General features: G+C 74.5%; 24 protein-coding genes, 1 tRNA gene and 2 pseudogenes. 13 read left to right on the forward strand and 14 right to left on the reverse strand.

Features of this window, described 5'->3' with window-relative positions:
* The first annotated feature begins 48 nt into the window (after nucleotides 1–48).
* Nucleotides 49–1,047 carry a polysaccharide deacetylase family protein gene (locus tag BX266_RS04615; RefSeq protein ID WP_099897644.1) on the forward strand — a complete coding sequence of 333 codons (999 nt, stop codon included), beginning with the start codon at nucleotides 49–51 and terminating at the stop codon, nucleotides 1,045–1,047.
* 94 nt (nucleotides 1,048–1,141) lie between these two features.
* Nucleotides 1,142–1,669 (forward strand): hypothetical protein, encoded by a 528-nt coding sequence (locus tag BX266_RS04620; protein WP_099897645.1) that lies wholly within the window; start codon nucleotides 1,142–1,144, stop codon nucleotides 1,667–1,669.
* 46 nt (nucleotides 1,670–1,715) lie between these two features.
* On the opposite strand, the gene BX266_RS04625 is transcribed toward BX266_RS04620, so the two are convergent.
* Nucleotides 1,716–2,738, reverse strand: coding sequence for a mechanosensitive ion channel family protein (locus BX266_RS04625; RefSeq protein ID WP_099897646.1), 1,023 nt, complete (start codon nucleotides 2,736–2,738; stop codon nucleotides 1,716–1,718).
* A gap of 147 nt (nucleotides 2,739–2,885) precedes the next feature.
* Between BX266_RS04625 and BX266_RS04630 the strand changes: the two genes are divergently transcribed.
* From BX266_RS04630 to BX266_RS04640, 3 genes are all read left to right on the forward strand, one after another.
* A complete protein-coding gene (locus BX266_RS04630) occupies nucleotides 2,886–3,872 on the forward strand; it encodes a YihY/virulence factor BrkB family protein (protein WP_180290378.1) in 987 nt (328 codons plus the stop codon).
* Nucleotides 3,873–4,071: 199 nt separating this feature from the next.
* Nucleotides 4,072–4,425, forward strand: coding sequence for a hypothetical protein (locus tag BX266_RS04635; RefSeq protein ID WP_099897648.1), 354 nt, complete (start codon nucleotides 4,072–4,074; stop codon nucleotides 4,423–4,425).
* A gap of 39 nt (nucleotides 4,426–4,464) precedes the next feature.
* Nucleotides 4,465–4,821, forward strand: coding sequence for an immunity 51 family protein (locus BX266_RS04640; RefSeq protein ID WP_099907398.1), 357 nt, complete (start codon nucleotides 4,465–4,467; stop codon nucleotides 4,819–4,821).
* Between the two features lie 110 nt (nucleotides 4,822–4,931).
* On the opposite strand, the gene BX266_RS04645 is transcribed toward BX266_RS04640, so the two are convergent.
* The 3 genes from BX266_RS04645 to BX266_RS04655 all read right to left on the reverse strand — a co-directional run bounded on the left by BX266_RS04645 (nucleotide 4,932) and on the right by BX266_RS04655 (nucleotide 7,655).
* The gene (locus BX266_RS04645; RefSeq protein WP_099897649.1) at nucleotides 4,932–5,699 is read right to left on the reverse strand and encodes a transglycosylase family protein; all 768 of its coding nucleotides are present in this window, start codon (nucleotides 5,697–5,699) and stop codon (nucleotides 4,932–4,934) included.
* Between the two features lie 501 nt (nucleotides 5,700–6,200).
* On the reverse strand, nucleotides 6,201–6,968 hold the full coding sequence (map, locus tag BX266_RS04650) for a type I methionyl aminopeptidase (RefSeq protein ID WP_099897650.1): 768 nt from the start codon (nucleotides 6,966–6,968) through the stop codon (nucleotides 6,201–6,203).
* A gap of 117 nt (nucleotides 6,969–7,085) precedes the next feature.
* Nucleotides 7,086–7,655, reverse strand: coding sequence for a TetR/AcrR family transcriptional regulator (locus BX266_RS04655; RefSeq protein WP_099897651.1), 570 nt, complete (start codon nucleotides 7,653–7,655; stop codon nucleotides 7,086–7,088).
* A gap of 113 nt (nucleotides 7,656–7,768) precedes the next feature.
* On the opposite strand from BX266_RS04655, the gene BX266_RS04660 reads away from it, so the two are divergent.
* Both BX266_RS04660 and BX266_RS04665 read left to right on the forward strand, forming a co-directional pair.
* Nucleotides 7,769–8,236 (forward strand): nuclear transport factor 2 family protein, encoded by a 468-nt coding sequence (locus BX266_RS04660; RefSeq protein ID WP_099897652.1) that lies wholly within the window; start codon nucleotides 7,769–7,771, stop codon nucleotides 8,234–8,236.
* Between the two features lie 47 nt (nucleotides 8,237–8,283).
* Complete coding sequence (locus tag BX266_RS04665) at nucleotides 8,284–8,553, forward strand: helix-turn-helix transcriptional regulator (protein ID WP_099907400.1); 270 nt, start codon at nucleotides 8,284–8,286, stop codon at nucleotides 8,551–8,553.
* Between the two features lie 13 nt (nucleotides 8,554–8,566).
* On the opposite strand, the gene BX266_RS04670 is transcribed toward BX266_RS04665, so the two are convergent.
* On the reverse strand, nucleotides 8,567–9,253 hold the full coding sequence (locus tag BX266_RS04670) for a carboxymuconolactone decarboxylase family protein (RefSeq protein WP_099897653.1): 687 nt from the start codon (nucleotides 9,251–9,253) through the stop codon (nucleotides 8,567–8,569).
* A gap of 97 nt (nucleotides 9,254–9,350) precedes the next feature.
* Between BX266_RS04670 and BX266_RS04675 the strand changes: the two genes are divergently transcribed.
* Entirely contained in the window at nucleotides 9,351–10,064 is a 714-nt protein-coding gene (locus tag BX266_RS04675; protein ID WP_099897654.1) for a TetR/AcrR family transcriptional regulator, read from the forward strand.
* Nucleotides 10,065–10,067: 3 nt separating this feature from the next.
* On the opposite strand, the gene BX266_RS04680 is transcribed toward BX266_RS04675, so the two are convergent.
* The 3 genes from BX266_RS04680 to BX266_RS04690 are packed head-to-tail and all read right to left on the reverse strand — an operon-like array spanning nucleotide 10,068 to nucleotide 11,727.
* Nucleotides 10,068–10,724, reverse strand: a complete 657-nt coding sequence (locus BX266_RS04680; RefSeq protein ID WP_099897655.1) for a class I SAM-dependent methyltransferase — start codon at nucleotides 10,722–10,724, stop codon at nucleotides 10,068–10,070.
* A 31-nt stretch (nucleotides 10,725–10,755) separates the two neighbouring features.
* Entirely contained in the window at nucleotides 10,756–11,355 is a 600-nt protein-coding gene (locus BX266_RS04685; protein WP_099897656.1) for a LysE family transporter, read from the reverse strand.
* 60 nt (nucleotides 11,356–11,415) lie between these two features.
* The gene (locus BX266_RS04690) at nucleotides 11,416–11,727 is read right to left on the reverse strand and encodes a hypothetical protein (RefSeq protein WP_310794770.1); all 312 of its coding nucleotides are present in this window, start codon (nucleotides 11,725–11,727) and stop codon (nucleotides 11,416–11,418) included.
* Nucleotides 11,728–11,815: 88 nt separating this feature from the next.
* Between BX266_RS04690 and BX266_RS04695 the strand changes: the two genes are divergently transcribed.
* Complete coding sequence (locus BX266_RS04695) at nucleotides 11,816–13,093, forward strand: SLC13 family permease (protein WP_099897657.1); 1,278 nt, start codon at nucleotides 11,816–11,818, stop codon at nucleotides 13,091–13,093.
* Nucleotides 13,094–13,279: 186 nt separating this feature from the next.
* Nucleotides 13,280–14,827 carry a sigma-70 family RNA polymerase sigma factor gene (locus BX266_RS04700; protein WP_099897658.1) on the forward strand — a complete coding sequence of 516 codons (1,548 nt, stop codon included), beginning with the start codon at nucleotides 13,280–13,282 and terminating at the stop codon, nucleotides 14,825–14,827.
* Between the two features lie 61 nt (nucleotides 14,828–14,888).
* Here BX266_RS04700 and BX266_RS04705 read toward each other — a convergent pair whose 3' ends face one another.
* Nucleotides 14,889–15,362 (reverse strand): STAS domain-containing protein, encoded by a 474-nt coding sequence (locus BX266_RS04705; protein WP_180290379.1) that lies wholly within the window; start codon nucleotides 15,360–15,362, stop codon nucleotides 14,889–14,891.
* Between the two features lie 284 nt (nucleotides 15,363–15,646).
* Between BX266_RS04705 and BX266_RS04710 the strand changes: the two genes are divergently transcribed.
* Nucleotides 15,647–16,450 (forward strand): VOC family protein, encoded by an 804-nt coding sequence (locus BX266_RS04710; protein ID WP_099897660.1) that lies wholly within the window; start codon nucleotides 15,647–15,649, stop codon nucleotides 16,448–16,450.
* Between the two features lie 36 nt (nucleotides 16,451–16,486).
* Here the strand turns inward: BX266_RS04710 and BX266_RS04715 are convergent, their stop codons facing one another.
* The gene (locus BX266_RS04715; protein ID WP_099897661.1) at nucleotides 16,487–17,854 is read right to left on the reverse strand and encodes a deoxyribodipyrimidine photo-lyase; all 1,368 of its coding nucleotides are present in this window, start codon (nucleotides 17,852–17,854) and stop codon (nucleotides 16,487–16,489) included.
* Between the two features lie 191 nt (nucleotides 17,855–18,045).
* Here BX266_RS04715 and BX266_RS04720 point away from each other — a divergent pair, with 191 nt between their 5' ends.
* On the forward strand, nucleotides 18,046–18,975 hold the full coding sequence (locus BX266_RS04720; protein WP_099897662.1) for a threonine/serine dehydratase: 930 nt from the start codon (nucleotides 18,046–18,048) through the stop codon (nucleotides 18,973–18,975).
* A gap of 11 nt (nucleotides 18,976–18,986) precedes the next feature.
* Here BX266_RS04720 and BX266_RS04725 read toward each other — a convergent pair whose 3' ends face one another.
* The 4 genes and pseudogenes from BX266_RS04725 to BX266_RS04740 form a co-directional block, all read right to left on the reverse strand.
* A complete protein-coding gene (locus BX266_RS04725; protein ID WP_099897663.1) occupies nucleotides 18,987–19,799 on the reverse strand; it encodes a hypothetical protein in 813 nt (270 codons plus the stop codon).
* Nucleotides 19,800–19,841: 42 nt separating this feature from the next.
* A pseudogene (locus BX266_RS04730) lies at nucleotides 19,842–20,922 on the reverse strand (sensor histidine kinase).
* Nucleotides 20,915–21,528: pseudogene (locus BX266_RS04735) on the reverse strand (response regulator transcription factor). Before BX266_RS04735 ends, BX266_RS04730 begins: the two co-directional pseudogenes overlap by 8 nt.
* A gap of 75 nt (nucleotides 21,529–21,603) precedes the next feature.
* A tRNA-Met gene (locus BX266_RS04740) sits at nucleotides 21,604–21,677 on the reverse strand.
* A 468-nt stretch (nucleotides 21,678–22,145) separates the two neighbouring features.
* On the opposite strand from BX266_RS04740, the gene BX266_RS04745 reads away from it, so the two are divergent.
* Nucleotides 22,146–25,343 (forward strand): glycosyl hydrolase 115 family protein, encoded by a 3,198-nt coding sequence (locus BX266_RS04745; RefSeq protein WP_099897664.1) that lies wholly within the window; start codon nucleotides 22,146–22,148, stop codon nucleotides 25,341–25,343.
* Nucleotides 25,344–25,346: the final 3 nt, after the last annotated feature.

Raw genomic sequence — 25,346 nt, forward strand, 5'->3', positions numbered from 1 at the left:
GCGGAGCGTCGCGGTACTACCGGTACGACAAGGGGATCATCCGCCGGTATGCCGACCCTGCTCGCTCGAACCGCCCACCCGCACCGCCCGGGCCGGGCCCGCCGCCCGCACCACCCGCGCCGCCGCAACCTGGCCGCCCTCGCCGCGCTCGCCACCCTCGCCGTCGGCTGCTCGTCCGTACGCACCGAGGACCTCAACCCGCCGGCCGGCCCGCAGCCCACCCACGCCGCGCCGCCCGCCGCCGCGCCGGCCGCCGCTCCCGCCGCCCTCCCACAGGCCGCCGCCCGGCAGGAGATGAACGGGCGACTCGGCCGCGAGGAACAGGAGTTGACCCTCCAACAGGCCGTGGCGACGGCCCGCCGCTGGGGCCTGGCCGCGCTTCCGCTGAAAGCTCCGGCCCCACCCGCGGTCAAGCCCGAGCTGGCCGAGGGGCCCGGCGTGAAGCGCTCCCCCGGGCTGCCGCCCGTGGTGTACCGCGTCCCGACCACCGACAACGTGGTGTTCCTGACCGTGGACGACGGCGCCGAGAAGGACCCGCGGTTCGCCGCCATGGCCGCCGAGCTGGGCGTCCCGATGTCCGCGTTCCTCTCCGACTACCTGGCGCGGTCCGACTACGGCTACTTCCGCACCATGCGCGACCGGGGCGTGGCGCTCAACAACCACACCCTCACCCACCCCGACCTGCGCCGCCTCGGCCCGGACGCCCTGCAGCACGAGATCTGCGGCCAGCAGGACCGCCTCCAGCAGGAGACCGGCGCCCGCCCGCGCCTGTTCCGCCCGCCCTACGGCGAGTACACCGACGCCGCCCTGCGCACCGCCGCCTCCTGCGGCATCACCGCCGTCCCGCTCTGGAACGAGGAGGCCTTCCCCGACCGCGTCGAGTACCGCTACGCCGACCAGAAGCTCCACCCCGGCGACATCGTCCTCACCCACTTCCGCGCCCCCTCCGCCGACTGGAAGGGCGACATGCCCGACATGCTCCGCCGGGTGGTCGACACCGCCACCGCCCAGGGCTTCGCGATCGCCCGCCTGGAGGACTACCTCTGAGCCGACCGCGTCCGAACGGGGGGCCAAAACGCGCGACGGGCGGGCGGGGCGGTCGTTAGGATTTCGCGGTCGTGATCGAACGGGGGAATGGTTCATGAGCAGTGGCCTGCGGTTGGTGGGACTTGTCGGTTCGGCGCGGATCCAGGCGGCGCTGGCCCTGCCGGTGGCGCTGGTCAGCTGCGTTCCGGTGTTCCTGTGGGGGCCGTCGGGCGGGCAGGCCGCCATCGTGGCCGCGCTGCTGTTCGGGGTGACCTTCCTGGCCGGTCTGCGGGGCCTGCGCGCGAGCCTCACCCGGCGCCTGGCGGAGGTGACCGCTCCCCCGCCGGGGCTGGAGGTCGTCCCGGACGCCGAGGAGTTCGACCTGCACTCGCGCAACCTCACGCTCCCCCTGGTGCTGGCCCTGGCGGCCGGCGCCGGCATCGGCGTCGTCACGGGCGTCCCCGCCGGCATGGCGCTGGCCGGCCCCGCCGTCGCGATGCTCTGGCTCTCCCGCTGGCTGGCCGCCGAGGAGCGGCACCTCGGCGGCCGCGTGGTCTGCGTGCTGGCACCGCTGCTGGCCCGCGGCGACGAGCCCGCGCTCGACACCTACACCCGCGCCGACCTGTGGATCGTCCGCCCCTGACGCCCCGTCACCCGAGGCCCGCACGGCGGAGCGCACGGCGGGGAGGTCACTGCGGCGGGCTCGCGACGGTGAGGCGGGGCAGCGCGTTCGGGTGGTGTTCGCGGAGGTAGCCGATGAGGTGCTCGCGCAGGTCGCAGCGGAGGGCGAAGGCGTCGTCGGCGTTGGCGGCGGTGGCGAGGGCGCGGACGACCAGGGTGGTGGGGGTGGTGTCGACGACCTGCAGGGCGCTGCCCTCGCCGTCCCAGCGGGGGTTCTTGGCGAGGTAGGACTCGAACTCCTCGCGGAGGCGGTCCACGGGGGTGCTGTGGTCGAGGTGGAGCAGGGCGGTGCCGGTGATCCGGGCGGTGCGGCGGGACCAGTTCTCGAACGGGCGGCCCGCGAAGTAGGACATCGGCATGACGATCCGGCGCTGGTCCCAGGTGGCGATCACCACCGCGGTGAGGGTGATCTCCTCGACGGTGCCCCACTCGCCGCCGACCACCACCACGTCGCCGATCCGGGCCAGGTCGCCGAAGGCCATCTGGATGCCGGCGAACAGGTTGGACAGGGCGCTCTGCGCGGCGATGCCGGCGACCACGCCGACCAGTCCGGCGGAGGCGAGCAGGCTGGTGCCGACCACCCGCACGGCGGGGAAGGTCATCAGCATCGCGGCCAGCGCGAGCAGCGCGATCGCCGCCTGCAGGATCCGTCCGAGCAGCCCGGCCTGGGTGCGGGCCCGGCCGGCCCAGCCGGGGTCGCGGCGGCGCACCGCTAGCCGGACGGCGCCGTCGAGCAGCAGCGCGGCGGCCCGCGCGGTGAGCCACCCGCAGGAGCCGATGGTGGCGAGCACCAGCAGGTGGGCGACGCCGCCGGGCGAGCGCACCCACGGCTGGGCGGCGAGCATCAGCCCGCAGGCCGCGACGGCGAGCATCGGCCGCCGGCACCCGCGCAGCAGCCCGGGCAGGGCCGCGGACGGCGCGGGCCGGGCGGCGAGCCGGCGCGCCGCCAGCTCGACGACCCGGTCCAGCCCGTACAGCACCACCCCCACCGCCGCGCCGGCCACCACCAGCCGTACCGCGCTCCACCACACGTTCCCGCCTCCTCGCGTCCGTCGCGGCCGGCGGGCGGGCGCCCGGCGGCCGGGTGCCGCCTTTCCGCGCCCCGCGGATTCACACCCGCGGGGCGGGCATACGCAGGTGCGGCGGCAGCCACCGCCCGCGTGGGAGGAGCCGGTGTCGTGAATCCGATCGAGAGTGCGCTGCGGGCGCTCGACCGCACCCAGCAACGGCGCCGGCCGCTGGCCGTGGTGGTCGCGCTGGTGAAGAAGTACGGCGACGACCGGGGCGGACTGCTGGCCGCGCTGATCACCTACTACGGCTTCGTGTCGCTGATCCCGCTGCTGCTCCTGCTGTCGACCGTGCTCGGCTTCGTGCTGCACGGTCACCCCGGGGCGCAGCAGGCGGTGGTCGACTCGGCGCTGGCCGACTTCCCGATCATCGGCGACCAGTTGCGGGAGAACGTGCACTCGGTGCAGGGCAGCGGCCTGGCGCTGGCGATCGGCGTCGCCGGGCTGCTGTACGGCGCGCTCGGGATCGCGCAGGTGCTGCAGCACACGATGGCCGAGGTGTGGAACGTCCCCGGGGTGCGACGGCCCGGCTACTGGCCCCGGCTGGCGCGCAGCCTGCTGCTGTTCGGGGCGCTGGGCACCGGGCTGCTGCTGTCGACGGCCGCGGCGTCCCTGGTCGGCGCGGCCCCGGCCGGGCCGTTCGCGCGGGTGGGCGGACTGCTGCTGTCGGCGGTGGTGAACGCCGGGCTGTTCGCGGCGTGCCTGCGCATCCTGACCCCGCGAGAGGTGCGGACCGGGGCACTGCTGCCGGGCAGCGCGCTCGCCGGCCCGCTGTTCACCGTCCTGCAGGCGTTCGGCGCGGTGCTGGTGGCCCATCAACTGCGGCACGCGACCGCGGTCTACGGCTTCTTCGCCACCGTGATCGGCCTGCTGTCCTGGCTGTACCTGGCGGCGCAGATCACCGTCTACGCCGCCGAGTGGAACGTGGTGCTGGCACGCCGGCTGTGGCCCCGCTCGCTGCTCCAGCCCCCGCTGACGGGGCCGGACGAGCAGGTCCTCGCCTCGCTCGCCGAGCAGGAGGAGCGCCGCCCGGAACAGCACATCGAGGTCGAATTCGAGGATCCGCCGGAGCGCGGTGCTCCACCGGACAAGGAGTAGCCCCGCCGCTCGCCCCCGGCCGGCGGCCGCGCACCGCGCGAGAGTTCGACCACGGAGCTTCCCGGGCACAGGAGTTGTCGGCCGTCCGGGCGCGAAGCCGAGCCCCGCTCATGTCCCACCATGCGGAAAGGTCGGTGGCGGGGCGGGGCGGCGTGGTCGACTGTCCGCACCCCCCACGCCTGGCCGAAGGAGCCCGCTCATGCTGTCCGCGCTGCCCTCGCTCGACGGACTGGAGTTCGCGCCGGTGTCTCGTCCCGCGGACGGCGAGGTCGGCCGTGCCACCCGGTTCGCCTACCACGAGTCGGACGGGCTGGTGTGGGCCGACTACCGGGGCGGCGAGGTGGTGCACGGGCACCTGGTCGGCACCCGGGTCGGCGACACCGTCGACTTCCGCTACGTGCAGCTGAACCGGTCCGGCGAGACCAACTCCGGCCACTGCGTGAGCGTGTTGACCCGGCTGCCGGACGGGCGGCTGCGGCTGGACGAGACCTGGCGGTGGGAGTCCCGGCCCGGCTCGGGCACCAGCGCCGTCGAGGAGGTCCTGCCCCGCTGAACGGGGACGGTGTCGGTGGCCGCCGGTAGCGTCCGGGCCATGACTGATCGTGAGACCTACGCCCCGCTGGTGTTCTTCGAGTACGACCACCGGCCCGGTTCGTACTGCCTGATGCTGACGGACGATCGGATGTCCGAGGTGGACGAGGTGTTCGAGGCGGCCGGTCAGCACAACGGCGGCTACGGCTGGGAGGCGGTGGCCCGCTCGGCCGTCCGCTCGCGGGCGCCGCAGCTGGAGGGGCGGTTCGGGTACGACCCGGAGGCCGGCATGTTCGTCGCCTACGGCGAGGACGCGGCGGCGCTGCGCGAACTGGGGGCGCTGCTCTCCGCCGCCTTCCGTGACCGTCCGGCGCTGCGCGAGCTGATCGACGCGGCCGAGCCGGACCGGTTCGACTGAGCCGGTCCGCGCACGCCGGAACGCCGACGGCCGCCCCTCCCGACATGAGGGGCGGCCGTCGGCGTTGCTGCGGGTGGCCCCGCGGCCCGGTCCGGGAGCTGTCAGTCAGCTCAGACGGAGAGGACCTGGCCCGGGTAGATGACGTCCGGGTTGGCGCCGATGGTCTGCGCGTTGGCGTTGAACAGCGCGTCGACGGTGGTGCCGTTGGCGGCCGCGATGGCGCCCAGGGTGTCACCGGACTTCACGGTGTAGCTGCCGCCGTCGGTCTTCGCGGCGGTGTGGTGCTTCTTCCAGGACTGGTTGCCCCGGTCGGCGGACGAGGTGGTGCTGCTGGTGTTGGTGGACTCGGCGTCGGTCGAGGTGGTGGCCGGCTTCGAGGACTTGGTGGCGGCGCTGGTGGAGTCGGCGGTGGTCGAGCTGGTGGAGCTCGCGGCCGAGGACGAGGTGTCGACCTGGGCAGCGGCGCCGCCCGCGGTCAGACCCGCCTGCACGGAGCACACCGGCCAGGCGCCGGGACCCTGGGAGGCCAGCACCTTCTCGGCGACGGCGATCTGCTGCGCCTTGGTGGCCTGGTCGGCCTGCGGGGCGTAGGCGGTCCCGCCGAAGGCGGCCCAGGTGGAGGAGGTGAACTGCAGGCCACCGTAGAAGCCGTTGCCGGTGTTGATCGACCAGTTGCCGGTCGACTCGCACTGGGCGACCTTGTCCCAGGTGGACACGTCCGCGGCCGAGGCCGAGGTCGCCGCCACGAGGCCGGCCACCGGGAGAACGGCCACCGCGGTGCCCGCCACGACGGCGGCCCGGACGCGGTTGCGGCTGCGGCTGCCCTTCTCGGCGGTGGTGGCGGTCGTGGTGGCGGCGGTCTCGTTACGGAAGATCATGCGATTCCTTTCGGATGCCCCGGGCAGGCAAGGCGGAACCAGGGGCCCTTGGGGGCCAACCGTTTCGCTGCCTTGTGGATCGGACGGCGCCGTCGATGGCCGACTGGCTCTCCGTCGCGGTCACCCTGCCCGTGCGGGCGGCTGGTCTGCCGCGCCGGGGCGTTGGTTCGGGTGAATCCCGGGTAGTGCGCCCTGCACTGGTTACGAAGCTACGGGGGCTTCGGCCGAAGTCCAAGCATTCAAAGGTTTACCCAGGTCAGGGCCTTGTTACCGGCGGTACAGCGCCCCTCTCGGGCCGGCCGGACCGCGATTTTCCGGGCCCGGCCCCCGACCGCTGTGACGGGCCTCACCGGTTCGGGCCGCCGATCGGCGGGGAACCGCGCACTCCGCGTGACGACCGGCCGACCCGCTGCCCACCGTCCGGCCGTCCGGCTATGGCCCGGGCCACAACGGCCACCCGGCGTCCACCACGCGCTCACGCACGGTGGCCGAACTGCCGCCTCAGGAGCGGCCGGTGAGCACCCGCGGGCCGTCCTCGGTGATCGCCACGGTGTGCTCGGCGTGCGCGCCCCGCGAGCCGTCCGCGGAACGCAGCGTCCAGCCGTCCGGGTCGACCTTCAGCTTCGCCGTGCCCGCGCACCACCACGGCTCCAGCGCCAGCGTCAGCCCGGGGCGCAGCTCCAGGCCGCGGCCGGGCCGCCCGACGTTGGCGACGTGCGGGTCCTCGTGCATGGTGCGGCCCAGGCCGTGGCCGCCGAAGTCGGTGTTGATCCGGTAGCCGGCGTCCTGGCCGACGGCGGCGATGGCGGCGGAGATGTCGCCGATCCGGTTGCCGGGGACGGCGGCGGCGATCGCGGCGTCCAGTGCGGCCCGGGTCGACTCCACCAGGCGGACGTCCTGCTCGGCGGGGGTGCCGACGATGACGGTGAGGGCGGAGTCGGCCACCCAGCCGTCCACCGAGACCGCGAAGTCCAGGGTGAGCACGTCGCCGTCGCGCAGCACGTAGGGGTGCGGCTGCCCGTGCAGGACCGCGTCGTTCACCGACAGGCAGATCACGTTGCGGAACGGCCCGCGCCCGAAGGAGGGGGCGTAGTCCCAGTAGCAGGAGACCGCGCCGCGCTTCTCGATCAGCTTGCGGGCGCGCAGCTCCAGGTCCATCACGTCGCGGCCGACCTCGGCGAGCTCGGACAGCTCGGTCAGCGTGTCGGCGACGAACCGGCCGGTGACGGCCATCTTCTCGATCGCCTGCGGGGTCTTCAGCTCGATCACGGCACGGCTCCCTGAACGGCGGCGGCGCCGCCCGGTCGAAGGGTGCGCCGGTATTTGAATACCGGCGGCGGACAGCGACACGCTAGCAGGCGAACGGTATTCAAATACCGACCGGCGTCACCCTGCGGCGGCCAGCATCGCCTCGACGGCGACCCTGGCCTGCCCGGCCGGGGCCGGGTCGCCGCTGATCGCAGCCGTCACGATGGCCCCCTCCGCCAGCAGCCGGACGGGCGCCGGATCGGCGAGCCCCGCCGCGCGGGACCACTCGGCGAGGTGACCGTGGAAGGCCTCCTTGTGCGCGCGGACCTCCGCCAGCACCGCCGGGGAGGCCGGGCCCAGCTCGCCGAAGGCGTTGATCCAGGCGCAGCCCCGGTAGCCGGGTTCGGCGAACCACCCGGCCAGCCAGTCGAACGCGGCCAGCAGCCGCCGGCGCGGATCGCCCTCCGCCTCGACGGCGGCGACCAGCCGGCCGCGCCAGCGCTCGTCGCGGCGGCGCAGCACGGCCACCACCAGGTCGTCCTTGGCGGGGTGCAGCCGGTAGATCCGCTTGAGCGGCAGGCCGGAGGCGGCGCGGACCTCGTCCATGCCGACGGCGCGGATGCCCTTCTCGTAGAACAGCGCCTCGGCGGCGTCCAGCAGCGCCGCGCTGTCCTGCCTGGCCTGTTCCTCGGTGAGCGGGGCGGGCATCCGGGCTCTCCCTTCCGGTGGTCCTTGACGTGGAGAACGGTCGTTCCCTAGCGTAGACCCCGAACCTGGAGAACGTACGTTCTCCACCTGCTCCACTCGCCGAGGAGACCGCAGTGCCCGAGGACCGTCCGCCCCACCCGCCGTTCACCCGTGAGAGCGCCCTGATCAAGGTCCAGGCCGCCGAGGACGCCTGGAACTCCCGCGACCCGCACCGCGTCGCGCTCGCCTACACACCCGACTCGGTCTGGCGCAACCGCGACGCCTTCGTCACCGGCCGCGCGGAGATCACCGCCTTCCTCGCCGCCAAGTGGGCCCGCGAGCACGAGTACGCCCTCCGCAAGAGCCTGTGGGCGTTCGAGCAGGACCGGATCGCCGTCCGCTTCCAGTACGAGTGGCACGACGACGACGGCCAGTGGTGGCGCAGCTACGGCAACGAGCTGTGGGAGTTCGACCCGCACGGCCTGATGCGCCGCCGCGAGGCCAGCATCAACGACGTCCGGATCGCGGCCGCCGACCGCCGGATCCTCGGGCCCCGGCCGGCGGACGAGCGCGACGGCGCGGAGCGGCTGCCGCTGCGCTGAGCAGGGGGCCTGGGCGGTGGGCGGTCGCGTTCAGTAGCGTGGTCGGCATGGTGCGAGTCCCCCTCACCCCCGAGCAGATCGAGGCCGGCCGCCGCCTGGGCGCGCTGTTCCGCGAGACCCGGGCCGGTCGCGACCCGGCTTCCGTCGCGCTGAGCGCCGGGATCTCCCCGGAGACCCTCCGCAAGATCGAGATGGGCCGCCTCCCCAGCCCGGGCTTCGGCACCGTGGTGGGCCTCTGTGCCGCGCTCGGCCTGCCGCTCGACACCGCCGCCCAGGTCTGGCTCGGCCCCACCGACCAGCACCTCGCCGCCGGCTGACCGTCCGCGGCCGCTACGCCGGGGCGAGCTCCGCGAGGAGCGCGTCCAGGACGATCATCGCCCGCCAGGTCCGGGTCATGCCGTAAACCGCGGTGGCCCGGACGGCGGCGCGGACCTGCTCGGGGGTCGCGCCCGCGCCGAGCGCCCGCCCGACGTGCGCCCGGAAGCTCTCCTGCAGGGTCTGGTAGAGCACGTCCACCGCCATCGTCGCGAACGCCCGCTCCCGGACGCCGATCCGGGACATGTCGCCGCGCATCCGCGACTGCAGGTCCATGTAGTCGGCGAACTCCCGGTCCAGCGCCTGGACTTCGGCGCGCATCGCGGCGGGGAGCGGACTGCCCGTGCCGTCCGCGTTCACCCGGTGCCGCTGGCCGGTCGGGCCGGGCAGTCCGTGGACGCGTTCGATCTCGGCCAACCGCTCCAGTGCGGCGAGCGCGGCCGGGTAGCCGCTGTCGTAGGAGACGAAGCGGATCAGTTCGCGCAGGTCGTCGGCGTCCAGCCCGCTGTCCAGCGCGGCCCGGACGTGCAGTTCGAACGGCAGGCCGAGGACCTGTTCGCAGACGTCGGCGACCAGCCTGAGCAGGGCCCGCTCACGCGGCGTCAACTCCTTCTCGGCTTCGGCCAGTTGAAAGCTCGCGGCGGCCATCTCCGCGAACACCGGGTCGAGCCGCTCGATCGCGGCGCGGGTCGGCAGGGCCATGGTGACTCCCCCTGGGTCAAGTAGGGCTACAGCTGTAGCGTGATGACTGTAGCGCTACACCTGTAGCCCTACAAGGGCTCCACTAGACTCGCCAACCATGGACGCGATCACCCCGGCCCCGACGGCCGCGCCGGGCCCGACCGGCCCGGCCCCCGCCCGCAGTTCGACCCGCGGCCGCACCCCGCGCGGCCAGGGCGAGCGACTGCGGGTCGAGATCGTGGCCGCGGCGGTCCGACTGCTCGACGAACTCGCCGACGACCAGGCGCTGTCGATGCGCGCCGTCGCGCGGGAGGTCGGCATCGCCGCGACCTCCGTCTACCTGCACTTCGCCGACCGCGACGCCCTGGTGCTCGCCGCGCTGGAGCACTGCCACGCCGACCTGCTGCGCGCGGTGGACCGCGCGGAGACCGGGGCGCCGGACCCGGTGGCGGCGCTCCGCGCCCGCACGGCGCTGCTCGGCGCGTGGTCCCGCGAGCACCCCGGGCTGTACAAGGTGCTGCACGAGACCACGCTCAACCGGCGCGCCGACCTGTCCTTCCGGACCGAAATGGCGGAGCGCACCACCGCGGCGATCCGCCGCTGCATGGACGCCGGGCTGGCACCGGACGACGACGCGGAGACCGTCTCGCTGGACCTCCGCACGGCCGTCCACGGCGCGGTCTCGGCGCGGGTGAACCAGCCCGAACTACCCTGGCCGCCGCTGGCGGAGCAGGTGGACCGGTTCCTGGTGAAGCTGGTCGGCGTCGCGCCCGCCACCAAGGCCGACGGAGCCCCGGCGGCAGAGAACGACGGGACCCCCACCGCGCGGTAGCCGTCAGATCCGGGCCAGCAGCGCGTACCGTTCGTCGCGTACCGGGCCGCCCCACAGGTCCTCGTCCGCCTCCAGCGGTTCGACCCGCAGGTCGCGCACCAGCGGGCGCAGTGCCGCGGCCAGGTCGTCGGCGCGGACGCCGCCCGCCCAGGGCAGGTCGACGGCGCCCGGGGTGTACGGCTCGACGGGCGCACCGGCCTCCCGCCAGCGGCCCTCGACCAGCACCAGTCGGCCGCCCGGCCGCAGCAGTGACGTCCAGCGGCGCAGGGCGGCCTGCGGGTCGGGCAGCGTCCAGAGCAGGTGCCGGCAGAGCAGTACGTCGAAGCGCTGCTCGCCGACCGGCGGCTGCGCGGCGTCGCCGACCAGGAACCGGCCCGGCTGCCCGGCCGCGGCGAGCTTGGCGCGGGCCTGCTCGACCATCCGCTCCGCCAGGTCGACGCCCGTGACCCGGTGGCCCGCCGCGGCCACCAGCAGGGACAGCGAGCCGGTGCCGCAGCCCGCGTCCAGGACGTCCGACGGCTCCTCGGGCAGCCAGTCGGCGATCCGGCGCCGCCAGGCCAGCCGGGTCGGCTCGGCGCTCAGCCCGTGGTCGGGCTCCAGGTCGAAGGCGGGGGCGGACTCGTTCCAGTAGGCGGCGATCGCGCCGAGGCGTTCGTTCATCCGCCCACGATGCCAGCTGCCACTGACATGTTCAGCCGGCCAGGGCGAGCCGCACCGCGAGCAGCGCGACCAGGCCGTAGCCCGCCGCGTAGGTGGCGCGGCGCAGCCGGGGGCCGAGCCGGGCCCCGGCGAACGCGCCGGCCGCGGCCAGCAGGTGCTGCCACGCCAGCGAGGCCAGGAACACGCCCGTGACGAAGGCCGTGGCGCCCGCGTGGGCGGTGGTGCCCCGGGCCGCGATCAGTGCGGTGAAGTACAGCGCGGTGGTCGGGTTCACCGCCGTGAGCAGGGCGAACCGGACGAACGACCGGCCCGCGCCGCGCGCCGACGGACCCTCGGCGGTTTCGACGCTGCGGCGCAGACCCAGCAGGCCGTGCACGGCGATCGCGCCGAGCAGCAGCGCCGAGACGGCCCGCACCGCGCTCTCGTGGCCCGACAGCAGCGCGGCCACCTGCGGACCGGCCAGCACCGCGACCGCCGCGTACGCCCCGTCCACCGCGGCGACGGCCGTCGCGCCGCCGGCGGCGGGGGCCCAGCCGCGGCGGCCCTCCTGCAGCAGGAGGACTCCGACCGCGCCGAGCGGCACCGCCACCCCGAGTCCCGCCACCACGCCCTCGACCGCTGCACCTGTCATGGCCCAAAGATGGCGGTCCGCCCCGGTCGGCCGCACCGCATTTTTCGCGGGCGGCCGTCGTCAGTGCCCTCCGGCCGCCCCGCGCCGCCGTCCGGAGGCGAGCACCGCCCGCACCGAGCGGTACGACAGCACGGACACCACGGAGCGGGCCGACAGCACCGAGCCGGCGCTGCCCCACGACCCGACGGACAGCACCGACATCGCGGAGCCGACCCCGCCGAGCGACAGGAACGACCCCACCGAGCCGATCGACAGCATCGAGTACGCGGACCCGATCGACAGGTACGACCCCGTCGACCCGATCGAGAACCCGTCGGCCGCCGCCCTTCGGACCCACGCCCCGCAGCTCTTCCGGCCCTGTTCCACGGACACGTCGCCTCCCGGTCGCCGTTCGGTCACTGTCCGCCCAGCCTCCCGCCGCCGGGCCGGTGGCGCAAAGCACCTGGCCGGGAGTGATTGGATGGGACCTTTGCCCGCCGGTGGGCGGAGACGGACGGAGGTGGCGGCGGTGGCCGCGGAGCTGGTGTCGCTGGTGCTGCTGGCGGTCGTGCTGGTGTGTGCGGTGCGGCGGCCGTTCGGCTGGCCGGAGGCGGTGGTGGCCGTCCCCGCCGCCGGGCTGCTGGTCGCCGTCGGGGCGGTGTCGCCGGCTGCGGCGTGGGCCGAGATCGGGCGCCTCGCCCCCGTGGTCGGCTTCCTCGCGGCCGTCCTGGTGCTCGCCCAGCTCTGCGACGAGGAAGGGCTGTTCGAGGCCTGCGGCGGGTGGATGGCGAGCTCCTCGGGCGGGCGGCCGGTGCCGTTGCTCCGTCAGGTGTTCGTGGTGGCGGCCGTGGTGACGGCCGTGCTCAGCCTGGACGCGACCGTGGTCCTGCTGACCCCCGTGGTGCTCGCCACCACGGGGGTCCTCGGCGTCCGGTCCCGCCCGCACCTGTACGCGTGCGCGCACCTCGCCAACTCCGCCTCGCTGCTGCTGCCGGTCTCCAACCTCACCAACCTGCTGGCGTTCACCGCGAGCGGCCTGAGTTTCGGCCGCTTCACCGCGCTGATGACCCTGCCCTGGCTGGTCGCCGTCGGACTCGAGTACCTGCTGCTGCGCCGCTTCTTCGCCACCGACCTGGCCGTCCCGGCGCAGCACGCCGCGCCCTCGGAGCGGCCCCGGCTCCCCCGCTTCGCCCTGGTCACCGTCGCGGGCACGCTGGGCGGCTTCGTCCTCGCCTCCGCGCTCGGCGTCTCCCCCGCCTGGGCGGCCGCGCTCGGCGCGCTGGTGCTCGCCGTCCGGGCGCTCGCCGACCGACGCACCACCCCGCGCCGGATCGTCGGCGCGGCGTCCGTCCCGTTCCTGGCGTTCGTGCTGGCGCTCGGCGTGGTGGTGAAGGCCGTCGTCGACAACGGGCTGGCCGCGCACCTCGCCGCGATCGTGCCGGCGGGCGACTCCCTCCCCGTCCTGCTCGCCCTCGCCGGGCTGGCCGCGCTGCTCGCCAACCTGGTCAACAACCTGCCCGCCACCCTGCTGCTCGTCCCGCTCGCCGCGCCCTCCGGCCCCGGGCCGGTGCTCGCCGTCCTCCTCGGCGTCAACCTCGGCCCGAACCTCACCTACGCCGGTTCCCTCGCCACCCTCCTCTGGCGCCGCATCGCCCCCAACAGCGACGCCGCCACCTTCACCCGACTCGGCCTCCTCACCGTCCCCGCCACCCTGGCCGCCACCACCCTCGCCCTCTGGGCCTCCCTGCACGTCCTCTGACCGCCCCGGCGGGTGCCCCGCGCAGCGGGGGGTTCCGTACGTGTGAGCGGACCCGCGTTCGGGGGTGGTGGCTATGCTTCGCGTCGGTCGCGGAGATTCGGCCGGGTTTTTCTGTTATCGGCTGGTCGCCGGTGGATCTCCGATGGTGTGAGGGCAGGACGCGAGAGCACGAGGACGGGCCGGGCTGTGGACAGTGGGCGGGTGGCGGCGCTGGTCGGGCGCGCACAGCGCGGGGACCGGCAGGCGGTGGCGGAGCTGGTGGGCGGCCACCTGCCGCTGGTGTACAACGTGGTGGGGCGGGCGCTCTCGGGGCACCCGGACACCGACGACGTGGTGCAGGAGACCATGCTGCGCGCGGTGGACGGCCTGCCGGGCCTGCGCGATCCGGCCGGGTTCCGCAGCTGGCTGGTGGCGATCGCGGTCAACCAGGTGCGCCGGCGGTTCCGCGACAGCGGGCCGGACGCGGTGCCCGATCCGTCCGTGGTGGCCGACCCGGCGGCGGACTTCGTCGGTCTGACGATCGTCCGCCTCGGGCTGTCCGAGCAGCGCCGCGAGGTCGCGGAGGCGACCCGCTGGCTGGACGAGGGCGACCGGGACCTGCTGGCGCTGTGGTGGCTGGAGGCGGCCGGTGAGCTGTCCCGTCCGGAGCTGGCGGAGGCGATGGAGCTGACGCCGCAGCACGCCGCGGTGCGGGTGCAGCGGATGAAGGGCCAGCTGGAGGCGGCGCGGCTGGTGGTGCGGGCGCTGGCGGCGGTGCCGCCGTGTCCGTGGCTGGGCGAGCTGACGGCGACCTGGGACGGGGTGCCGAGCGCGCTGTGGCGCAAGCGGATCGGCCGCCACGTGCGCGAGTGCGCGACCTGCGCGGAGCAGCGTCGCGGGCTGGTCCCGGCGGAGGGGCTGCTGGCGGGGACGGCGATGGTGCCGCTGCCGGACGGTGACCGGTTCGGCGCCGATCTCGTGGGTTCGGTCCGGCCGGCGGCCTCGCACCGGCGGGCGGCGCACGGCGGCGCGCGGCGGGCGGGGGCGCGTCACGGCCACCGGGGTGCGCGGCGGCGCGGTCCGGGGCCGCTGGTGGTGGGCGGCGGCGTGGTCGCGGTGGTGGTGGGTCTGCTGGTGGCGGTGGGGCTGGAGGATTCGCCCCCGGCGACGGGTGCGGCGGAGCAGCCGCCCGCGTCCGCCGCGGCGCTGGTGGATCCGGCTGACGGCACGGCCACTGCGGAGCCGTCCGCCGCCCCGCCGTCGACGGCGCCCGCGCCGAGCCCGACGCCTTCCCCGACCCCGTCCCCCGCGGCTCCGGCCCCGAACACGACGCCGGCCTCCCCCGCGTCCGCCTCCGCGTCGAAGCGGTCCGCGGATCTCGGACAGCAGGTGCTGGATCTGGTCAACTCACAGCGTTCCCAGGCGGGTTGCGGTCCGGTGCGGGCGAACGCCCAGTTGGCGACGGCGGCGCAGCGGCACTCCGACGACATGGCGGCGCGCGGGTTCTTCGACCACACGAACCCGGACGGCGCAGGTCCGCAGCAGCGGATCGACGCCGCCGGGTACAAGTGGAGCGGCTGGGGCGAGAACATCGCGCGCGGGCAGAAGGACGCCGCGGCCGTGATGGACAGCTGGATGAACAGCCCCGGTCACCGGGCCAACATCCTGAACTGCAAGTTCACCGAGCTCGGTGTGGGGGTCCACCTCGGCAGTGGTGGGCCGTGGTGGACGCAGGACTTCGGAACTCCGCGCTGATGGCCCGACGTTGACGGCCGCCGTCACCGCTGACGGACCGTCGACTTCTCCTGTGCGATGGTCAGTCGGTGACCACCTGCTTGCCTTCGCGTTGCCGCGGGACGGCTTCGGCGGCGTCCCGGACCGGCACGGTCCCGGCGGTGTCCCGGTCGAGGACGGCCTCGACGGCGTCCCGGTCGACGACGCCCTCGCGAAGGTCCGCGAGGGCGTCGTCGACCGAGTCGTGGACGTCGAAGATCCGCTCGATTCCGAAGAGTTGGAGGATCTTGCGGGTATGGGTCTCCGGTCCTGGCAGGACCAGTCGCAGCCGCCCGCCGCGGGAGTACAGCATGCGGCGGGTGGCGACCAGGACCGCGAATCCGGTGGAGTCGCAGAAGTCGACGCGGCTGATGTCGACCACCATCTGCTGGCAGCCGTCGGTGACCAGTCGCTGCAGGCGTTCGCGGAGGGCGGCCACTCCACTGATGTCCACCTCTCCGGCCACCTGGACGACCGTCCAGCCGTATCGCTCCCCGTAGCTCACGCTCAGTGCCACTCTGGTGCCTCTCTCCTGGGGTCGCTGGGGGTATGCGGCCCCTGCCCGATTACGGCGGCACCAACCCTGTTCCCGGTGACGATTTCGCGGTCGGAAGGAGGAATTTCCGCGAAATGTCATGGCCGTGCTCCGGTTGACGGCCGAATTCGCTGGCCCACCCGACGATCTGCACAGGATTTACTCCGGTTGGCGGTACCGGGCGGAGATCGCGAACGCCTGCCGGGACGCGACCGGCGGGCGGCGGTGCCAGGCTGGAAGGGAGTGCCTGGCGAAGGGAGAACGCCGTGATCACCACCGATTTCGTGCCCGGCTCACCGTGCTGGCTCGACCTGGGCGTGCCGGACGTGTCGGCCGCGTCCGAGTTCTACGGGCCGGTGCTGGGCTGGGAGTTCCGGGAGATCGAGGGCGCGGAGGGATTCGTGCTGGCCACCGTGGGCGACAAGGTCGCGGCCGGGATCGGGCTGCTCACCGAGGAGGGCGCCCGCTCCGCGTGGATGGTGTACTTCTTCACCCCCGACGTGCACGAGACCGCCGCCTCGGTGCTGCGGGCGGGCGGCACGGTGCGGGTGGAGCCGCGGGACATGGAGGGCTGGGCGTCGATGGCCCAGTTCACCGACCCGCAGGGCGCGCAGTTCGCGGTGTGGACGCCGGGCAAGGCCGGCGGCCTGGAGGCGGTGGACGACCCGGGCGCCCTGTGCTGGACGGAGCTCTACACCACGGACGCGGTGGGCGCACTGGCCTTCTACGGCTCGGTGTTCGGCTGGCAGCGCGAGGACATGCCGATGCCGGGCGGCGGGGGCGGCGTCTACACCATCGTCACCCCGGCCGGGCAGCCGAGGGAGCGGATGCACGGCGGCCTCCTGCAGGTCGGCGGGCAGGAGCTGGCGCTGTCCCGCGGCACGCCGGCCTGGCACCCGGTGTTCACCGTCACGGACTGCGACGCGGCGGTCGCCACTGTCCGGGCCCGCGGCGGCGAGGTCGCGATGGGCCCGGAGGACGCCCCCGGCATCGGTCGGATGGCGGTGTGCACCGACCCGGCGGGCGCCGAGTTCGTCCTGCTGACACCCGCCGCCGTCCCCGCGTACTGACGGTGCCTCGGCCCGGACCGGGGGTGATCCGCCGGTTCAGTCCAGGCCCGGCAGCGTCTGCTGGTCGTCCGCGGCCGGCTCGTCGAACCGGGCGGTGCGCAGCCGCCGCCCGGTGCTGTCGGGGGCGATCAGCGGCGCGGGGTAGTCGGCGGGGCGGTGCCGGGCCTGCCAGGGGCGGTGGATCGAGCGGCCGGGCAGGTCGGCGAGTTCGGGCACCCAGCGGCGGACGTACGCGCCGTCGGGGTCGTACTTGTCGGCCTGGGTGAGCGGGTTGAGGACCCGGTTGGGGCGGGTGTCGGTGCCGGTGCCGGCCACCCACTGCCAGTTCAGCTGGTTGTTGGCCAGGTCGCCGTCGACCAGGTGGTGCAGGAAGTGGCGGGCGCCGAGCCGCCAGTCCAGGTAGAGGCTCTTGGCCAGGAAGCTCGCCGTCAGCAGCCGGGCCCGGTTGTGCATCCATCCCGTCGCGGCGAGCTGCCGCATGCCCGCGTCGACGATCGGGAACCCCGTCCGGCCCTCCTGCCAGGCAACGAGTTCCTGCTCGTCGGTTCGCCAACTGTCGTACCGGGGGCGGTAGTCGTCGTGTGCGGCGGCCGGGCGGGCGGCCAGCACCTGGTGGTGGAAGTCCCGCCAGACCAGTTGCCGGACGAACGCCTCCGCGCCCGTCCCGCCGCGCTGCTCGGCGAGGTGGGCGAGCTCGTTGGCGGACAGGCAGCCGAAGTGCAGGTAGGGCGAGAGGTGGGAGGTGCCGTCGGCGGCCAGGTCGTCGTGCAGGTCCGCGTAGGGCTCGGTGTGCCAGTGCTGCCAGGCGCGACGGGCGGCGCTCTCACCGGGTTCCGGCAGGGTGCGCGCGGTGGGTTCGGCGGTGGGGAGCGGGGCGCCGCGCAGGTCCTCGGGGGTGTTCAGGGTTCGGGGCGCGGGCAGCGGGGTGCGACGGCGGACCTGCTGCCAGGCCCGGTGGTACGGGGTGAACACCGCGTAATGGTCGCGCCCGGTGGGGCGGACGGCTCCCGGCGGCACCGCCGTCACCGACCCGTCGTGGACGTGCAGGCGTTCTCCGAGCGCCCGCCGCAGCGCGTGTTCGCGGCGCCGCGCGTAGGCGCTCACCCCGGCGGCGAGGTGCACGCCGACCGCCCCGGTCTCGGCGGCGAGCCGCGCGGTCTGTTCGGCGGTGTCGCCGGTGCGCACCAGCAGACGGCCGCCGACCCGGCGCAGCGAGTCGTCCAGGTCGGCGAGGCAGCCGGCCAGGAACGCGGCCCGGTTGGGCGCGTCGAAGCCGGCCGCGGTGATCGCCGGGTCGGTGACGAACAGCGGCACCACCTGGTCGGCGCCGGCCCGGGCGGCGTGCAGGGCGGGGTTGTCGTGCAGGCGCAGGTCCTGGGTGAACAGGACGATCGCGAGGGTCATGGTGGTGCACGGCTCCGTGGTCGGGCCCGCGTGGTGTCGACGTGCGGTTCTCTCGACGTTCCGGCGGGCGGGCGGTGCGGGACAGGGCTGTCCCCTCCCCCTTCCTTCGGAGCGGACGGCGGATCGGATGAGCGCCGACGGCCGGTACTGTCGGGAGTTCGCCCGTCCGTCGACCTCGCAGGAGCCGCCTCGTGGACCAGCTCACCGCCGCCGACATCACGGCCGCAGCCGACCGGATCGCCGGGCACGTCCGCCCGGTGCCCGTCACGCCGACCGGGCCGGGCGGGGTCTGGCTGGCGCTCGAACTGCTCCAGCACACCGGCTCGTTCAAGGCCCGCGGGGCGCAGAACTTCGTCCGGGCCCACCACCGGGCCGGCACCCTGCCCGCGGCGGGCGTGACCATCGCCTCGGGCGGCAACGCGGGCCTGGCCTGTGCGTGGGCGGCGCAGCAGGCGGGCGTGCCCGCCACGGTGTTCCTGCCGGTCAACGCCCCCGCCGTGAAGGTGCAGCGCCTGCGCGGCTACGGTGCGGACGTCCGGCTGGTGGGCAGCGAGTACGCGCAGGCACTCGCGGCGTGCGAGGAGTTCGCGGCCGGGAGCGGCGCGCTGGCCTCGCACGCCTACGACCACCCGCTGATCGCGGCGGGCGCGGGCACCCTGTTCGAGGAGATCCGCCGTCAGGTCCCGGCCCTGGACACGGTGGTGGTCTCGGTGGGCGGCGGCGGCCTGTTCGCGGGGGTCGCGACGGCTGCCCGCGCGCACGGCGTCCGCGTGGTGGCGGTGGAGCCCGAGCACTGCCGCGCGCTGAACGCCGCCCTGGCGGCCGGCCGGCCGGTGGACGTGCCGGTCGACTCGATCGCCGCCGACTCGCTGGGCGCCCGCCGCGTCTCCGCCACTGCCCTGCGGGCGGCCCGGCGGGAGGGCGTGCGCTCCGTCCTCGTCCCGGACGCCGCGATCGTCCGGGCCCGCCGGTCGCTGTGGGACGGCCACCGGTTGGCCGTCGAGCACGCCGCCGCGACCGCGCTGGCGGCCCTCGACGACGCCTACCGGCCGGCCGCGGACGAGACGGTCTGCGTGGTGCTGTGCGGCGCCAACACCGATCTCGCGACCCTCACGCAGTAGTTGACGCTCCGTCAGCTTCGGCGGAGCCAGCGCCGGCGCTCCGTTTCCGCGCCGTCCGCCGCGGGCGGGGGCGGGTTGTCGTACTCGCGGGAGACCACCTCGACCCGGCCCGTCCGGGCGTCGTGGCGCACGGTGTCCAGGCCCATCCGGTCCAGGCCGGCGATCGTGTCGGCGTGGACGGTGGTGTTCAGCGGCAGCATCGCGACCCGCGGATGGTCGTCGCCGAGCCGGACCTCCTCGCGGAGCAGGGTCGACATCAGCCGGTCCGGGGTCGCGGACGGCAGCGCCTCGTCCACGGCGACGTGCAGCATCATGACCTCCTCGCCGTTGTCGGGCCACCGCGCCTTGGAGATCCACACGGTACGGACGGCCGGGAACTCGCGGATCCGCCGCAGCAGGGCGTCGCGCAGCGCGAGGGCCAGCGGGTCGGTGGACCAGTTGAGCACCATCGGCGTACCGGGCCTGCGGCGTGCCCAGTCCCGCATCGTCTGCCGCTCGAACAGCGCCTGGCCCTGCTCGGAGCGGACCGCCATCAGGCTCGTCCCGGTCTGCTCCAGGATGTCCAGCAGCTTCGGCGGGTCGCAGTGCGCGACGCCGTCGGCCGTCGGCAGCACCCCCCGGCAGCACGGCTCGCTGACGAAGCCCGGCAGCACGACGGCGCCGTCGTCCGCCTGCGCGAACACCACCCTTCCGTCCGCCGTGACGGGGACGAGCAGCCCACCGCCCTCGAACAGGGCGGTCAGCAGGGCCTCCGGTTCGAGCAGGGTGTCCCTGGGGGCGCCGTCGAGCAGTTCGGCCAGCCGTACGTTCGAGAACTCGGTCACGCGCGCAGCGTAGTGCCCACCCGACCTGGCGGGCAGCGGAATTCACGGAGCGGCGGGCAGCCGGACGGTGACCACCAGGCCGCCCGGCCGGACGGGGTGTCAGGTCGAGGGTTCCGCGGTGGGCGCGGACGATGCCGGCGACGATGGCCAGGCCCAGGCCGACGCCCGCGTGCTCGTCGGTGCACACGCGCTGGGAGCCGCGCTGGAAGGGCTCGGTGAGGGTCGGGACCAGCTCGGGCGGCACGGGGCAGCCGGTGTTCTCGACCTGCAGGACGGCGGTGTCGCCCGCCGCCCAGGTGCGGACGGCGACGGTGCCGTCGGCCGGCAGGTTGTGGACCACCGCGTTCTGGACCAGGTTGCCGGCCATCCGCAGCAGCAGTTCGGCGGACCCGGCGGCCCGGGCCTGCCCGCCGCTCACCTCCAGCCCGATCCGGCGGCCCTCGGCCAGCGGGAGCAGCGTCTCGGCGGCCTCCTCCGCGAGCAGCGACAGGTCGACGACCTCGCCCGGGCGGATGCCCCGGTCGCTTCGGCCGAGCAGCAGCAGCGCCTCGGTCAGGTCGATCGCCCGGGTGTCCACGGAGTGCAGCCGGTCGAGGAGTTCCGCGCGGTCCCGGGTCGGGTCCTTGCGGGCCACGTCGAGCAGGGTGCGGGAGATCGCCAGCGGGGTGCGCAGTTCGTGCGAGGCGTTCGCGGCGAACCGCTGGTGCTCGGCCACGTGCTCCTCCAGGCGGTCGAGCATCGAGTCGAAGGCGTCCGAGAGCTCCCGGAACTCGTCCTGACGGTCCGTCATCCGGATCCGGTGCGACAGCGACCCCGTCCCGGCCAGGCGGGCCGCGTCGGCGATCCGGGTCAGCGGTGCGAGCATCCGCCCCGCCAGCAGCCAGCCGCCGGCCAGGCCGAACACCAGCAGCAGCGCCATCGCCGCGGCCGCGGCCGGCGCGAAGGTGTGTTCCAGCAGGTAGCGGTCGGGCGAGATGCCGAGCAGTCCCCGCTGGTTGTCCGGCACGTAGCGCAGCAGGAACGCCCACACCACGGCCAGCAGCAGCGCGCCGGCCACCGCCAGGAACCCGGCGTCGCTGAGCGCGAGCTTCCACCGGGCGCTGTGCCGCCGGCGGCTACGCATCCGCGGCGCCGGCGTCGATCCGGTAGCCGACGCCCGGCACGGTGGCGATGATCCCCGGCTCGCCGAGGCGCTTGCGCAGCGCGGACACGGTGATCCGCACCGCGTTGGTCAGCGGGTCCGCGTTCTCGTCCCAGGCCCGTTCCAGCAGTTCCTCCGCGCCGACCACCCCGCCCTCGGCGGCGACCAGCACCTCCAGCACCGCGAACTGCTTGCGGTGAGCGCCACGTACCGCCCGTCCCGGAACACCTCCCGGCGGAACGGGTCCACCCGAAGCCCCGCCAACTCCCGTACTGGCGGCCGCAGATGGGCCCGCCGACGGTCCAGCGCCCGCAGCCGCAGCACCAGCTCGCGCAGATCGAACGGCTTCGTCAGGTAATCGTCGGCGCCCAGCCCGAAACCCGACGCCTTGTCGTCGATCCGGTCCGCGGCGGTGAGCATCAGGATCGGGATCCCGCTGCCCGACGCGACGATCCGCCGCGCCACCTCGTCCCCCGACCCACCCGGCAGGTCCCGGTCCAGCACCGCCAGATCGTAGGAATTGACCGCCAGCAGGCCCAGCGCGGTGTGATCAGTACGCGCATGCCCCGAGCCTGGACGGCGCACCATATCGCCGGCGTATCCGCCGCCGCTCGCGCAAAAGGCCGGGCCCGGAGTGCTGAACACTCCGGGCCCGGCCGGTAGTAGCGGGGACAGGATTTGAACCTGCGACCTCTGGGTTATGAGCCCAGCGAGCTACCGAGCTGCTCCACCCCGCGTCGGTGAACCCAACTCTACAGCACTTCAGCGGCCGCCCCGACCAATCGACCCCGGCGCCGCGCCTGCCAGACAGCAGGGTCACCTACTTCCGGCCCCGGAGGGCCTCCTCCCCGGCCTCCACCACCTGGTCCTCCGGCACTCGGTGCACCAGACCCGGGGTTTCCACCCCTGCGGACCCTGCCTCCGCCGCCTGCGCCGCACCGACCGGCCTACTCTTCGCGGCGCCGACCCTCATCGCCCACTACGTGCACGCCCACCGCTACCTGCCCCCCGCGCCGTTCGTCGACGCCGTCCTGCGCCACTCCGCGACCTGCCGGTCGGGTCGGCGCGGAGCCGGGGCGGGCTGACTCGCTGCAGATTCTCGGTGCAGGGGGATTGACCCGGAGCCGACAGGTACCCAAAGGTTGCCCCCGAAACATAAGGATCCCGTTTCGAAATTTTCGAACTCTTCTGCCGGGAGCACCGCCATGGACCGACCAGCACCGCAGTTCACCACCGGACGCCGGGCCGCCCTCGGGATGGGTCTGGGGCTGGGACTCGCCGCCACCTCGCTCGGCGGCGCCGTGGGGCTGAGCGCCGACGCCTGGGCTGCCGCCGGCAACGGCGACGGGCCCGGCGAGGCCGCCCGGCCGACCGATCCGGGAAGCTGGGTGTCCTTCACGCCGCGCTCCGGGGCCTTCCCGCTGGTCGAGGACGGCCGGGCCGCTCCGGTCGTGGTCAGCGGCGCGGACCACCCCGGCGTGGTCCGCGTCGTCGGGGACCTCGCGGCCGACCTGGAGCGCGTCACCGGCGTCCGCCCGGCGGTCGTGCGCGACACCGTCCCGCGCGGCCGGACGGCGGTGATCGTCGGCACCATCGGCCGCAGCCCGCTGGTCGACGGCCTGATCGCGGCCGGCCGGCTGGACGTCAGCGGGATCGCCGGCAGCTGGGAGACCTCGCTGCAGGCCGTCGTCGACCACCCGCTGCCGGGCGTGGACCGCGCCCTGGTGATCGCCGGCAGCGACCAGCGCGGCACCGTCTACGGCGTGTACGACGCCTCCCGCGGGATGGGCGTCTCGCCCTGGTACTGGTGGGACGACGTCGCCCCGCAGCACCGCGACGCGGTGTACGCGCTGCCGGGCCGCCACACCCAGGGCACGCCCGCGGTGAAGTACCGCGGCATCTTCATCAACGACGAGAACCCGTCGCTCGGCACCTGGGCGCCGGCGTTCTTCGGCCCGGGCAAGGCGGCCGGCTTCCCCGGCGGCTTCACCGCCGACTTCTACGCCAAGGTCTTCGAGGCGATGCTCCGCCTGCGCGCCAACTACCTGTGGCCGGCGGTCTGGGGCCGCGCCTTCGCGGAGGACGACCCGCTGAACCACGCCACCGCCACCGCGTACGGCATCGTGATGGGCACCTCGCACGAGGCTCCGATGATGCGCGGCATCGAGGAGTGGAACCGGCACGCCGTGGCGGCGGTCCGCGACTCCGCGGGCAACGTCACCACCCCGGGCCACGACCCGTACGGGGGCACCGGCGAATGGTCGTTCCGCCGCAACGCCGAGGCGGTGAAGGCGTACTGGACCGACGGCGTGCGGCGGATGGTCGAGCAGGGCATCGAGGGCGTGGTCACCCTCGGCATGCGCGGCAACGGAGACGTCAGCCTGCCGGACGGCGACGGCATCGAGCTGATGACGGAGATCATCGCCGCCCAGCGGAAGATCCTCGCCGAGGTCACCGGCCGCGACCCGGCCTCCGTCCCGCAGGTCTGGACGCTGTACAAGGAGGTCCAGCGCTACTGGGACCGCGGCCTGCGGGTGCCGGACGACGTCACGGTGGTGCTCACCGACGACAACTGGGGCAACGTCCGCAAGCTCCCGGACCCCGCCGAGGGCGCCCGCGGCGGCGGCTACGGCCTCTACTACCACTTCGACTACGTCGGCGCGGGCCGCAACTACAAGTGGGTCGACACCACCTGCCTGCCCAACATGTGGGAGCAGCTCCACCAGTCCTTCGCCTACGGCAACCGCACCCTGTGGGTCGCCAACGTCGGCGACCTCAAGGGCAACGAGCTGCCCACCCAGTTCTTCCTCGACTACGCGTGGCAGCCGGACCGCTGGCCGCTCGGCCGGCTGACGGACTGGGAGATCGGCTACGCCCGGCAGAACTTCGGCGAGGCGCAGGCCCGGCAGATCGCCGAGGTGCTCTCCGCGTACGGGCAGCTGCAGTCGATCCGCAAGCCCGAGCTGCTCAACCGGCGGATCACCGTCGACCCGGCGAAGAACCCGGCGACCGACCCGTCCGCCATCGTGAACGACGACCGGGCGACCCCGTTCTCGCTCACCGACTACCGGGAACTGGAGACCGTCACCGCGCGCTGGAAGTCCCTGGCCGAGGACGCCGAGCGGATCGGGCGCCGCCTGCCGGCCGCCGCCCAGAACGCCTGGTACGAGCTGGTCGGCTACGAGGTCGCCGCCACCGCCAACCTGTACGCGCTGCGGGCCGCGCAGTTCACCAACCTGCTCTACGCCCCGCAGGGCCGGGCCCTGACCAACGACCTGGCCACCGCGGCCGAGGCCAGGCTCGCCGACGACTTCGCGCTCGCCGAGCGGTTCAACACCCGGGTCGCGGGCGGCAAGTGGAACGGGTTCCAGACCCAGCCGCACATCGACTACGGCGACGTCGACCGGTACGGCCCCAACGCCCCCTGGCAGCAGCCGGAGCGCGACAACGTCGCCCTGCCCGACGTGCTGTTCCCGGCCGTCGCCCGGATCGAGCTGCCGGACACCGCCGAGCTGGGCGTCGCCGTCGACGGCTCCGCCGCCTGGTGGCCGCACGAGCAGACCCCCGCCGTGCTGCCCGAGTTCAGCCCGTACCAGAGCCAGCCCGCCCAGTACCTCGAGGTGTTCAACCGCGGGAAGCGGCCCTTCGACTACCGGGTCGGCACGGGTGCGCCCTGGCTCACCGCGGACCGGCCCGCGGGACGGATCGACAAGCAGCAGCGGGTCGTCCTCACCGTCGACTGGGCGCGGGCGCCCTACGGCACCACCGAGGTGCCCGTCACCGTCACCGGGCCGGACGGGGCGAGCGTCGTCGTCAAGGCCGTGGTGAACCGTCCGAAACTTTCGAAGAAGGACCTGGCCGGGCACGTCGAGGCCAACGGCTACGTCGCCGTCGACGCCGAGCACCACACCCGGGCCGTCGCCGCGGACGGCGTGTCCTGGCAGCTCGTCCCCGGCATCGGCCGCACCACCGCCGGCCTCACCCCGGTGCCCGTCACGGCGCCCCGGCAGACGCCCGGCGGGTCGGGGCCGCGCCTGGAGTACGAGGTGACCCTGTTCACCACCGGTCCGGTCACCGTCTGGGCCCACCTCTCCCCGCGCAACGACGCCCTCGCCACCGGCGGGCCCGCCTACGCCGTCTCCTTCGACGACGAGGCGCCGCAGACCGTCGAGACCGTGGCGCAGAGCGGCGCCAACTCCGGGACGATGAACCCCCAGTGGGCCCTCGGTACCTCGGACAACGTCCGCCGCAGCGCCACCGTGCACACCATCACCGAGCCCGGTGTGCACCGGCTGACGTTCTGGATGGTCGACCCGACCGTGGTCCTGCAGCGCCTGGTGATCGACACCGGCGGCCTGCGGCCCAGCCTGCTGGGCCCGCCGGAGAGCCACCGGATCGGCTGAGCC

The organism is Streptomyces sp. TLI_171, assembly GCF_003610255.1.
GTDB lineage: Bacteria > Actinomycetota > Actinomycetes > Streptomycetales > Streptomycetaceae > Kitasatospora.

Excerpts from the sequence above, each read along its gene's own strand:
- BX266_RS04615 (WP_099897644.1), top strand. The coding sequence starts at position 49 with ATGCCGACCCTGCTCGCTCGAACCGCCCACCCGCACCGCCCGGGCCGG.
- BX266_RS04620 (WP_099897645.1), top strand. The coding sequence starts at position 1,142 with ATGAGCAGTGGCCTGCGGTTGGTGGGACTTGTCGGTTCGGCGCGGATC.
- BX266_RS04635 (WP_099897648.1), top strand. The coding sequence starts at position 4,072 with ATGCTGTCCGCGCTGCCCTCGCTCGACGGACTGGAGTTCGCGCCGGTG.
- BX266_RS04640 (WP_099907398.1), top strand. The coding sequence starts at position 4,465 with ATGACTGATCGTGAGACCTACGCCCCGCTGGTGTTCTTCGAGTACGAC.
- BX266_RS04645 (WP_099897649.1), bottom strand. The coding sequence starts at position 5,699 with ATGATCTTCCGTAACGAGACCGCCGCCACCACGACCGCCACCACCGCC.
- BX266_RS04655 (WP_099897651.1), bottom strand. The coding sequence starts at position 7,655 with ATGCCCGCCCCGCTCACCGAGGAACAGGCCAGGCAGGACAGCGCGGCG.
- BX266_RS04665 (WP_099907400.1), top strand. The coding sequence starts at position 8,284 with ATGGTGCGAGTCCCCCTCACCCCCGAGCAGATCGAGGCCGGCCGCCGC.
- BX266_RS04670 (WP_099897653.1), bottom strand. The coding sequence starts at position 9,253 with ATGGCCCTGCCGACCCGCGCCGCGATCGAGCGGCTCGACCCGGTGTTC.
- BX266_RS04675 (WP_099897654.1), top strand. The coding sequence starts at position 9,351 with ATGGACGCGATCACCCCGGCCCCGACGGCCGCGCCGGGCCCGACCGGC.
- BX266_RS04680 (WP_099897655.1), bottom strand. The coding sequence starts at position 10,724 with ATGAACGAACGCCTCGGCGCGATCGCCGCCTACTGGAACGAGTCCGCC.
- BX266_RS04685 (WP_099897656.1), bottom strand. The coding sequence starts at position 11,355 with ATGACAGGTGCAGCGGTCGAGGGCGTGGTGGCGGGACTCGGGGTGGCG.
- BX266_RS04695 (WP_099897657.1), top strand. The coding sequence starts at position 11,816 with ATGGGACCTTTGCCCGCCGGTGGGCGGAGACGGACGGAGGTGGCGGCG.
- BX266_RS04715 (WP_099897661.1), bottom strand. The coding sequence starts at position 17,854 with ATGACCCTCGCGATCGTCCTGTTCACCCAGGACCTGCGCCTGCACGAC.
- BX266_RS04745 (WP_099897664.1), top strand. The coding sequence starts at position 22,146 with ATGGACCGACCAGCACCGCAGTTCACCACCGGACGCCGGGCCGCCCTC.